At 50.2% G+C, this 6,829-nt stretch carries 6 protein-coding genes; 3 read left to right on the top strand and 3 right to left on the bottom strand.

What is annotated here, in order from left to right; translation table 11 throughout:
* Window positions 1–592 precede the first annotated feature (592 nt).
* Window positions 593–1,573 (top strand): sugar-binding transcriptional regulator, encoded by a 981-nt coding sequence (locus ABT56_RS10940; RefSeq protein ID WP_047878893.1) that lies wholly within the window; start codon window positions 593–595, stop codon window positions 1,571–1,573.
* A gap of 102 nt (window positions 1,574–1,675) precedes the next feature.
* Complete coding sequence (mepA, locus tag ABT56_RS10935) at window positions 1,676–2,533, top strand: penicillin-insensitive murein endopeptidase (RefSeq protein ID WP_047878892.1); 858 nt, start codon at window positions 1,676–1,678, stop codon at window positions 2,531–2,533.
* A gap of 105 nt (window positions 2,534–2,638) precedes the next feature.
* Here the strand turns inward: mepA and ABT56_RS10930 are convergent, their stop codons facing one another.
* The 3 genes from ABT56_RS10930 to rdgC form a co-directional block, all read right to left on the bottom strand.
* A complete protein-coding gene (locus tag ABT56_RS10930; protein ID WP_047878891.1) occupies window positions 2,639–2,893 on the bottom strand; it encodes a YfhL family 4Fe-4S dicluster ferredoxin in 255 nt (84 codons plus the stop codon).
* A gap of 1 nt (window position 2,894) precedes the next feature.
* The gene (trhP, locus tag ABT56_RS10925; RefSeq protein WP_047878890.1) at window positions 2,895–4,292 is read right to left on the bottom strand and encodes a prephenate-dependent tRNA uridine(34) hydroxylase TrhP; all 1,398 of its coding nucleotides are present in this window, start codon (window positions 4,290–4,292) and stop codon (window positions 2,895–2,897) included.
* Between the two features lie 232 nt (window positions 4,293–4,524).
* Window positions 4,525–5,436, bottom strand: coding sequence for a recombination-associated protein RdgC (gene rdgC, locus ABT56_RS10920; RefSeq protein ID WP_205626072.1), 912 nt, complete (start codon window positions 5,434–5,436; stop codon window positions 4,525–4,527).
* 152 nt (window positions 5,437–5,588) lie between these two features.
* Between rdgC and ABT56_RS10915 the strand changes: the two genes are divergently transcribed.
* Window positions 5,589–6,821, top strand: coding sequence for an exonuclease SbcCD subunit D (locus ABT56_RS10915; RefSeq protein WP_047878888.1), 1,233 nt, complete (start codon window positions 5,589–5,591; stop codon window positions 6,819–6,821).
* Window positions 6,822–6,829: the final 8 nt, after the last annotated feature.

Here is a 6,829-nt window from a genome sequence, read left to right as displayed (position 1 = left end):
GCTCCGCCACTTATTAAGAAGCCTCGCTAGAAATAGCGGGGCTTTTTATCGTTTGTAGTATTTTGGATGGACTCTCACGAGCCTTCGGCTTGAGTCCCAGTCGTGCGCGACCCCGGCCGTTCCGCCACTTATACTGAGCCCTAGTCGAAAGACTGGGGCTTTTTTTACATTTGTATTTTATTGGTTCGCCCTGCGGTCGAATGAGTCCCGCTTGTGTGCAAGCCCAGACTAGGCGTCCCCGCCGCTCCGCCACTTATACTAAGCCCTAGTCGAGAGACTGGGGCTTTTTTGCGTCTGTATTTTGGTTATACCAACTATCGGATTGATATGATTATAGTAAGGTGTACAGCTCTATAAGCTTTTTGATTATAGTAGTCAAAAAGCTGTACGCAGATAAATTATTATAAATATCAATGTGTTGATTTTTACATCCCAAGTCTGCAAGTGAGTTTTCTAAGGTGTTCATCTTTATGGTGTAATTTTGATGTAATGCTGTACAAGTCACTGGTGCTGGGTACTCGCCGGAAAAAGAGATTGCAGGTAAACTAGAGTCTCTAACAGATTGAAATTACGCTTGATACAAGGAATGGTTATGACGACCGCTAATAATGACAACACCCATGTTGATAGTGATCAGCTGACAGAGATCGCCATTGCCTATTATCAGGATGGGGCGACTCAGGAAGAGATATCAAAAACGTTCGGGATGTCACGTGCCAAAGTTGGTCGATTGCTGCGCCGGGCCCGTGATGAGGGCGTTGTTGAAATTACGGTGAAGTACCATCCGGTATTTAGTGAAAAACTTGAGCAGCAACTTATTGAGCGCTTCAACTTGAAACGTGCGTTAATCGCTCTAGATCAGCCGGATGATGAAAGCCAGCGTCAGCAGGTAGCCAGTTTGCTTTCCAGTTACTTGTCTTCAATTCTGACCGATGACATGGTGGTGACCGTAGGGCAGGGGCGCAATATTGCATCGATTGCCAATCATGTTGGGGTCGTCCCGCATCGACGATGCCGCTTTGTATGCGGGATCGGGGGTACCCACCGTTCAGGTAATGCGATCAATGCCGATCATATTTGCCGCCAGCTTGCCAAAAAATATGATGGGATCAGTGAAACCCTTTATGCGCCAGCCTATGTTGAAGATATCAATGTTAAAGAATCATTCATGAAAAATGGTACGGTCAAGGAAACCCTTGATCGGGCTCGACGGGCGGATATTGCTTTGGTAGGCGTCGGGGATATGAATGAAAATAGCCATATGGTGAAGCTTGGCTGGTTTACGCCGCAGGAAATTGTTGAAGCGCGTATTCGCAAAGGAGTGGTTGGTGATATAGCCGGTTATGACTTTTTTGATAGCCAAGGGAATCGTGCAGATACCATGATGAGTGATCGCGTCATTGGTTTGAGCATGGAGGAACTGCGCCATATACCAACGGTTGTGGTAACAGCTGCTGAAAATAGCAAGGCCTTGGCATTGCTCGGTGCACTGCGATCAGGAGTTGTGGATGTATTGGCAACCAGTGTCAGTAATGCGTTGACGATCCTGAATTTGGATCAGCAAATGAAATAACAGATCACTATTTCATTGTGGCGATCCAAGTTGATCAGACTGCCTGCGGGCAGTCTTTTTTTTGCTTGCTATTATCAAGGAAGGTACAGGGAAGGGGATAAAATGAAGAGAGTTATCGAGGGAATGGCAATCATAGCCCTAATGCTATGTTCGGGGGCGGTAACGGCAAGCCCGTGGGAATCTGTCGAAGCCCCGAGTCGGGGGAGTTCAGAATCGATAGGCAGTTACAGTAACGGCTGTTTGGCCGGAGCGCAGAGTTTGCCTTTGGCCGGTGATGGCTATCAGGTGATGCGTTCATACCGTGGGCGTTATTATGGTCACCCGGATATGATCCAGTTTCTGACCGATCTGTCGCAGAAGGCTAATAAACTGGCACTGGGTCAGTTATTGGTGGGAGACATTGCCATGCCACGGGGTGGCCGTTTCTCTTCAGGGCACGCCAGTCATCAGACCGGCTTGGATGCAGATATTTGGCTGAAGGTGGTAGATAAGCCGCTCAGTGATGATGAGTTGATTGATGTGCAGCCGTTGCCGATGGTGCATCTGAAGCAGTACAAAATCAATAAGAAGAACTGGGGGGAATCACAGGTGCTGATGATCCAACTGGCTGCTGCCGATGAGCGCGTAGCCCGTATATTTGTGCATCCTGTGATAAAAGAACAGTTGTGTGCCCGCGAATGGACAGAGCGCGACTGGCTGCGGAAAGTGCGCCCATGGTGGGGGCATTATTACCATTTCCATGTTCGTCTGAATTGTCCTGAAGGGGACAGCAGCTGTAAAGAGCAGGCGGAACCACCTGAAGGAGACGGCTGTGGGGCTGAATTGGCTTCTTGGAAGCCCAAGCCTAAATCTGAGCAAAAGCCGAAAAAGAAAGTCGTGAAGGCGAAGAAGAAAGTGCCGCCGCCACCGCCCGCACAATGTTTGGTATTGCTGGAAGGGAGCGGAAAAAAAGACGGCTAACAGAGCGCCAATGGGCGAAAGTCATGTACCGTTTTCAAAATGCAGTTCGAAAAAAAGCGCCATCAGGCGCTTTTTTCTTATGCATCAACCCAATTGGCCTGCTGTTTATACCAGACCTTGGAGAGTGACGAACTTCTCGAGCAATTCTTCATCGCTTTCAATGTTGTCAGGGTCAGTGATAATGCAGTTGGTGATCGGGCAGACCGACTGGCAGGTCGGTTTGTCGTAATGCCCTTTGCACTCGGTGCACTTGTCAGGGTTGATCTCGTAGATCTCGTCCCCCATGGTGATCGCCTCGTTCGGACATTCGGGATCACACATATCACAGTTAATGCACTTGCTGGTAATAAGCAATGCCATATTATTGACCGTCTTTCGGCGCGTGCGGGTTGCGCGTGTTCTCACCTGAGTTTAGGTTACGCATCAGCAGACCGAAGTCCAAATCCATATCCTGTGGGACAGGGATGAACACGAAGTGGCCGTTGCCTTTCGCATCGTCAATGACTTCAGACTTGCGGTTTTCCATCGTTTCCAGTGTGAAGATCACATTGCCTTTAGGAGTCATCACTTCTAGGCTGTCGCCAACTACGAATTTGTTTTTCACTTCCACTTCAGCCAGATCGCCACGGCGCTTGCCGGTGAACTCGCCGACAAACTGCTGGGCATCGGAAATAGAGTAGCCGTAGTCGTAGTTCTGGTACGCATCATGGGTATGGCGGCGAAGGAAGCCTTCGGTGTAGCCACGGTGCGCCAGGCTTTCCAGTGTACCCATTAGGCTAGGGTCAAACGGCTTGCCGGCAACGGCATCGTCGATCGCCTTGCGGTATACCTGTGCGGTACGGGCGCAGTAGTAGAATGATTTGGTACGACCCTCGATTTTCAGCGAGTGTACGCCCATCTTGGTCAAACGCTCAACGTGCTGGATAGCGCGCAGATCTTTTGAGTTCATGATGTAGGTGCCGTGCTCGTCCTCGAAGGCGGCCATTTTTTCTTCAGGGCGGTGTGCTTCGCTTAGCAGTACCACTTCATCGGTTGGCTTGCCTAGGCCGATAGTGTTGTCAGGGCGCTCGTCCTGTACCTCGATAGCCTGAGCTTCGTTCGGGTTGAACTCCTCAACGATCTGGCCAGCGTCATTCTCGGTGCCTTTCTCGACCTTGTATTCCCAGCGGCAGGCATTGGTGCAGGTACCTTGGTTCGGGTCACGCTTGTTGATGTAACCAGACAGTAGGCAGCGGCCAGAGTAAGCCATGCACAGTGCGCCGTGAACGAACACTTCGATTTCTGTGTCAGGGCAGTGCTCACGGATCTCTTCGATTTCTTCCAGAGACAGCTCGCGAGATACGATTACACGCTCTACGCCATTGGCAGCCCAGAATTTCACGGTTGCCCAGTTTACGGCGTTCGCCTGTACAGACAGGTGGATCGGCATCTCTGGGAAGTTTTCGCGTACCATCATGATCAGGCCTGGGTCAGACATGATCAGGGCGTCAGGCCCCATTTCAACGATAGGCTTAAGATCGCGAATGAAGGTTTTCAGTTTTGAGTTATGCGGCTGAATGTTACAAACCACGTAAAGCTTTTTGCCTAGCGCGTGGGCTTCGTCGATACCGATTTTCAGGTTGTCGAGGTTGAATTCGTTGTTACGGACGCGAAGGCTGTAACGTGGTTGGCCGGCGTAAACGGCATCTGCACCGTAGGCAAATGCGTAGCGCATGTTCTTAAGGCTGCCCGCAGGCGATAACAATTCAGGTTTAAACATAGCTCTTATATTCCAGTGTCTGATTGCAAATCAGGCCGTATCGCAACGGGGATACGGAGTTGAGGCGCGATTTTACTGTGATCTGCCACACAAAGGCAATGATAACAGGGTAGATGATAGGTTTTGGGTCGGAGGAAAATAAAACCGGCATGTACAACGGTACAGGCCGGTTTGGTGATAGCTTGGGAGCCAGTGTAATGCCTGCGGGTTGGTGCCGGCAGGCAATCTTACGTTATGCTTTAGCTTCCAGTCCGCCAAGTACCTCGAACAGATTTGGCAGGAAGGCAGAGAACTCGCCGGCCATCAGTGATAGATCGGCATCAAGACGCTGGGCCATGTCTTCGCGGTCGATATCGTCGTTCTGATCTTTAAGGTCGTCAGAGAACTTTAGGCGCTTGACGGATAGGTCATCGCCCAGCATGAAATCGATACGATCCTGCCAGTTGATGGCAAGTTTGGTCACCAGTTTGTCAGCTTCGATGTGGGCCATGATTTCATCACTAGAGAGATCTTGCTGCTTGCAACGGATCACGCCGCCATCTTCCAAGATGGCTTTTAGCTCTGCTTCTTCGCCGATGGTGAAACCGTTTGGCGAGGTGTTCGAGCGGACCCATTCGGTCATTGTTAGCTCAGCCGGTTTTTCCGGTGTAACCGGAACCACGGGTAGGCTGCCCATGGATTTGCGCAGCAGGGCCAGCATATCCTCGGCTTTTTTGAAGCTACCGGCATCTACCACAATGAAGCCTTGTTTTGGCATGATCAGGGCATAGGTCTGGTGATGGCGGCTGAAGGCGCGCGGCAGTAGATCCATCATGATTTCATCTTTGATGGTGTCTTTTTCGCTTTTCTTCAGCTTACGACCCTGCTCGGTTTCCATTGCTTCGACTTTGGTGTTCATTGACTCTTTGATCACCGACGATGGCACCATTTTCTCTTCTTTACGGGCACAGATCAGGATATTGTCGCCGACCACGTGGGTATACATATCACCATGTTTGCCAAGCGCGTGAACCCAGCCGAACTTCTGCACGTCCTGACTGCCGCAAGGTGTGAAGCGGAACTCTTCTAGCTGCTTTTCCAGTTGGTCTGGATTGAGGTCGATTTCGCGGCTGAAGCGATAGGTAAGAATATTTTTAAACCACATCATGGCTGGTACAGATCCTAGGTTGTGCATTTGGCTGACAATCTTATTTCATCGGCTGGCGTTTGTCCTAAGTTTTCTTGTAGCGCGTGTTGGGGCTTTGGCAAAGTGCGGTACAATCGCAGTAGTTTTCTAAGTCGGCATAGTGATTTGCAATGAAGATCCTCCATACCTCCGATTGGCACCTGGGACACCAGCTGCATGGCTACAACCGCGATTTTGAGCATCAGGCATTTCTTGATTGGTTGGCTGATACGCTCGAGGCCGAAGAGGCCGATGCCCTGCTGGTGGCGGGTGATATTTTCGATACGGCCAACCCGCCAGCAAGTGCCTGGCGGATGCTTTACCGTTTCCTCGCCAGATTGGCAAAAAGCCTGCCGACATTGGATGTGGTGATGATCGGTGGCAACCACGATTCGCCGAGTAAATTGGATGCCCCGCACGAACTATTGAAAGCGTTTGACCTGCACATGGTCGGTGGTATTCATCGCCTTGAAGACGGTGCGCTGGATACTGAGCGCATGTTGGTGCCAATCACCAATAAAGATCAACAAACAGCCGCTTATGTATTAGCTGTACCGTTTTTACGCAGTGCCGATTTGCGTACGGAAGGCTTGAATGACGACGATGATCGCCTGATCAAAGGCGTCGATGTGTTGTACGGCGAAATGACTCAGGCTGCTCGAAAATTACTTACGCCAGAACAGGCGATGATCGGTATGGGACACGCCTACATGGCATCGGGGCAGTTATCTGAAATGTCGGAACGTCGCGTCTTAGGGGGTAACCAGCATGCGCTCCCTGCTTCGATTTTTGCCGATGACATCAGTTATGTCGCCCTTGGGCATCTGCATTTAGCGCAAAAAGTGGCAAAGAAAGAGCATGTACGTTATAGCGGCTCACCCATTCCGCTATCAATGTCTGAACGTAATTATTCTCATAAAGTTCTGGTCGTAGAATTAGAGGGCCGTGAGATCACTGCCATTGAAGAAATCAGCATTCCTCGCAGTGTCGATATGCTCAAAGTGCCAGCGAAACCTGCGCCACTGGATGACGTGTTAGCGGAATTAAAAGCCTTGCCTGATGATGGACTGCCACGAGAGCAGCAGCCATTTTTAGAAGTGCATGTGCTGCTTGATAAGCCCCAGGCATTATTACGTGAAAAAGTGCTGCAGGCCTTAGAGGGTAAATCAGTACGTCTAGCCAAAATTACCCCGCATTACCATCAGCGCGAGCAACAAGACAGCTTGCAACACCGCCGTTTATCGGATGTGTCACCGCAACAGGTGTTTGCCTTGAGCTGGAATAAAAAATTCGATGGTGAGCCGACTCAAGCCATGGTGGACGCTTTTGAAACTCTATTAACGCAAGTTGAAGAACAAGACTAAGAGAGATA

Origin of the sequence: Photobacterium aquae (genome assembly GCF_001029445.1) — a bacterium.
GTDB lineage: Bacteria > Pseudomonadota > Gammaproteobacteria > Enterobacterales > Vibrionaceae > Photobacterium > Photobacterium aquae.
This window is presented reverse-complemented; position numbering and strand designations above follow the sequence as displayed.